The organism is Laspinema olomoucense D3b (assembly GCF_025370785.1).
Lineage (GTDB): Bacteria > Cyanobacteriota > Cyanobacteriia > Cyanobacteriales > Laspinemataceae > Laspinema > Laspinema olomoucense.
This window is the reverse complement of record NZ_JAMXFA010000086.1, coordinates 1-2,805: the sequence shown is the minus strand read 5'-3', so window position 1 is coordinate 2,805 and position 2,805 is coordinate 1. Positions and strand designations below refer to the sequence as shown.

At 46.4% G+C, this 2,805-nt stretch carries 4 protein-coding genes; 2 read left to right on the top strand and 2 right to left on the bottom strand.

The window, feature by feature from the left end; all coding sequences use genetic code 11:
- Positions 1 to 30: 30 nt before the first annotated feature.
- Positions 31 to 531, bottom strand: coding sequence for a hypothetical protein (locus tag NG792_RS28695; protein ID WP_261237789.1), 501 nt, complete (start codon positions 529 to 531; stop codon positions 31 to 33).
- Between the two features lie 476 nt (positions 532 to 1,007).
- Here NG792_RS28695 and NG792_RS28690 point away from each other — a divergent pair, with 476 nt between their 5' ends.
- Together NG792_RS28690 and NG792_RS28685 are read left to right on the top strand one after the other, a co-directional pair.
- Positions 1,008 to 1,598, top strand: a complete 591-nt coding sequence (locus NG792_RS28690; protein WP_261237788.1) for a tyrosine-type recombinase/integrase — start codon at positions 1,008 to 1,010, stop codon at positions 1,596 to 1,598.
- Between the two features lie 34 nt (positions 1,599 to 1,632).
- Entirely contained in the window at positions 1,633 to 2,292 is a 660-nt protein-coding gene (locus tag NG792_RS28685) for a hypothetical protein (protein ID WP_261237787.1), read from the top strand.
- 158 nt (positions 2,293 to 2,450) lie between these two features.
- Here the strand turns inward: NG792_RS28685 and NG792_RS28680 are convergent.
- Positions 2,451 to 2,805: hypothetical protein (locus tag NG792_RS28680; protein WP_261237786.1), on the bottom strand; the 355-nt coding region annotated here is incomplete at its 5' end.

Here is a 2,805-nt window from a genome sequence, read left to right as displayed (position 1 = left end):
TCTGCGTTTTAATGCCTAATATTGCATATTTTACATTAAACTTGGTAAATATGCAATTAATTTTGCATGACTGCTTACATATTTTGCACTATCCAGGGTCCCATCAGGTTTTTTTTCAGCACAGAGAACTATTAATTGGGGTCTATCCGCCTCTGGTCTAAGTTGCCACCATTCTGGAATAACAGCAAGATTATCGTTTTCACATGATGCTTTCTGCATATCTTGTAAGATTTTAGCGATATCTCTTTGAATATCTACCAGCGCACGCAGACCTTTTGCTGTTCCTTTGTATTCTTTATTGGTTGTGTCACTGCATTGTGCTTTAATTTTATAATCCCAGGTGAATGCCGTATCAAAGTTTGCCGTAAGAATGGGCATCAATTTATTGACTTCTGTGGATATCTGGGTCAGCCTACTTGCATTACTCTCTACGGTAGATTTAATGCTATAGAGTAAGTAACAAATATCACAACTAGGCGTCCATGAGGTGTCCCCATTATCGCTGCTGCTTTCATCATCGCTATAGGTCATAATTCAAGCTTTTATTATGGGGCTAATCAGTGAAAATAAAATGAATAGACATTAGAAAAAATAAGGAGGAGGCTACTCCCGCTCCGGCTCCCCACATTCCGCCCTGGAAGTGAGCACTTAGATAAGTTTCTTGTATTCTTGATTCCAGGACTTCAATCCTTAACAACAGCCCTTCATACTCGTTGCGACGGAATCGGGCGAGTTCCTCTATTGCTGAGTGCAACAGGGTGAATCGCGAGTTTAATATTCTTTTGTCTTCGTCATCCACCGTTATTTCCCCACAAATCTTTACCTTAACCCCCCTACTGTAATCGTGATTTTTTCCGGATTCAAGTTTAAGTTTTAGACAAAAGTTACAGTTAAGCAAAATACTGGGAATACTTGCTATGACTAGAGTGCAGCCTCATGGCGTCGCCGTTGACTCAAGTGATTGTTGTTGTTTTGTACTGGTTTTTGTCTAAAGTTAAAGTTTTAAAATGCCTAAAAATTCTCGTCATGGACAATCGGAGATTTTAACGGATTCAGACTATGCCCGGATATTCAAACATTTGAACAATCCCACTCACCGCCTATTTTTGACGATCGCTCGGTTTACAGGGGAGAGATGGGGGGCGATTCTCCAATTGAAGGTAACGGATTGTTACAAGGACCCATCCCGCTCATCAGCCCTTGATACCATCACTTTCCGCGCTTGCACTCGGAAGGCATCACCAGACGGGTCCCGAGAGACTAGGCAGGTCCCAGTCCATCCCCTGCTAAAGTCGGAACTCGAAAATTATCACCCGCCTGTCACAGAATGGTTATTCCCCAGCGCCAGATATCCGACCCGCCCTGTGCGATTTCAGAGTGCTGACTTATGGTTTCGCCGTGCGGTTGACAAAGCGGGCTTGGGGCGGCGGGGAATATCAACCCATTCAACCCGTCGAACTCTGATTACTTCCTTGTCCCGTTCCGGGGTCTCTATCCCGGTGCTGAAGAAAATCACGGGGCATAAGAATGACCGGGTTCTGTTGCGGTATGTAGAGGTTGACCCGCAACAGGTGACGAACGCGATCGCACTGCTATAAATCCCTTATTCTGTTCTTTTGACGGTTAGAAATAATGAGACACTTAAACTTCAGGATTGATGAAGCTGGAGAATTCCGCTCATTGGACGGATTCAACCGCGACAAAATTTTAACCCGTGCGCTGATCGGGGATTCCACTGCTACTCTAAAATTCCCCGAGGTTCAATGGCTATTTGCCGATTACGCCAATTACACGGTCCCGGGTCTACCGATTAACGACCGTGAGCTAATTCGCGCTCTGGATCTGGTATCACCTCGGTGCGATCGCGTCTTTCTGTTTCCAGCCACGGAGATGCACGGGGCGATTAAGTTAGAAGAAATCACCCGGGTAAAAAGTCTCCCTTGGGAGGAGCGGTTTCTTGAATACCAAGGAGACGATCGCTACTGTGTGGGAAATCTCCACTATCTGCAAGTCACCGGGGGAGACATGGATGTTTTACTGGTGAATTATTTGGAAATCATCGCGGGGATACTGGAAAAATACCCAAACGTCTATCTGGTCCCGATTGTCAACAAGTTTCTAGGGGTCAAAATCCGTTATGCTTTCCGCGCCTATGCAGAATTGCAAAAGTTAGAACGCTGCTTGCAGTTAGATTGGCTTGACCCCAATAACTCTGAGCTTTGGGCTGATGTTCATGGTCATTTATCCCGATTAGGCTGGACAAAGTTAAAACCTCAGCTTGATGAGGTTTGACCCGGTGGCAATTGGCGATCGCACCAAACAATCCCCAGGTGCGATCGCCACTCTACCTCACCCCCTCCCCCTTGCCCCTGTTCTATAGCATTGATGGATACCGGAGGGGGAGGGCAATGCTATAGAACATCGAGGAGAAGAATTGACGGCGATCGCATCTAACCCAACATCATGAGAATTGCGTTGACTGATTCGCGACGGGCGATCGCATTCTCAACCGCCTCTAGTTTTTTCCTGGGGAGGTAAATTGTTGTCACCCTGTCCCCCTCTCTCCACTGGTAATGATAGTAAGGTCCGGCGCACCCGGGTATCCAGTGGCTACTCGTGCGACTGTTGCCAAGATGGTCCCGATATTTGTATTGACGTCCAATCCACCCAGACGCCCCGGGTTTTCCGTTATGCCGTCGCTGATCCGTTAATCCTGCATTTTCGCTAGATAGGGCTTGCTGAAAAGAAGCAAAAAGCTTACCGTACAAGGGTTGTAGGAGTATTGCTCGAACACAAAAGACAGGA

Bases quoted from the DNA above. Each gene is read 5' to 3' on its own strand.
- NG792_RS28695 (WP_261237789.1), bottom strand. From the start codon at position 531: ATGACCTATAGCGATGATGAAAGCAGCAGCGATAATGGGGACACCTCA.
- NG792_RS28690 (WP_261237788.1), top strand. From the start codon at position 1,008: ATGCCTAAAAATTCTCGTCATGGACAATCGGAGATTTTAACGGATTCA.
- NG792_RS28685 (WP_261237787.1), top strand. From the start codon at position 1,633: ATGAGACACTTAAACTTCAGGATTGATGAAGCTGGAGAATTCCGCTCA.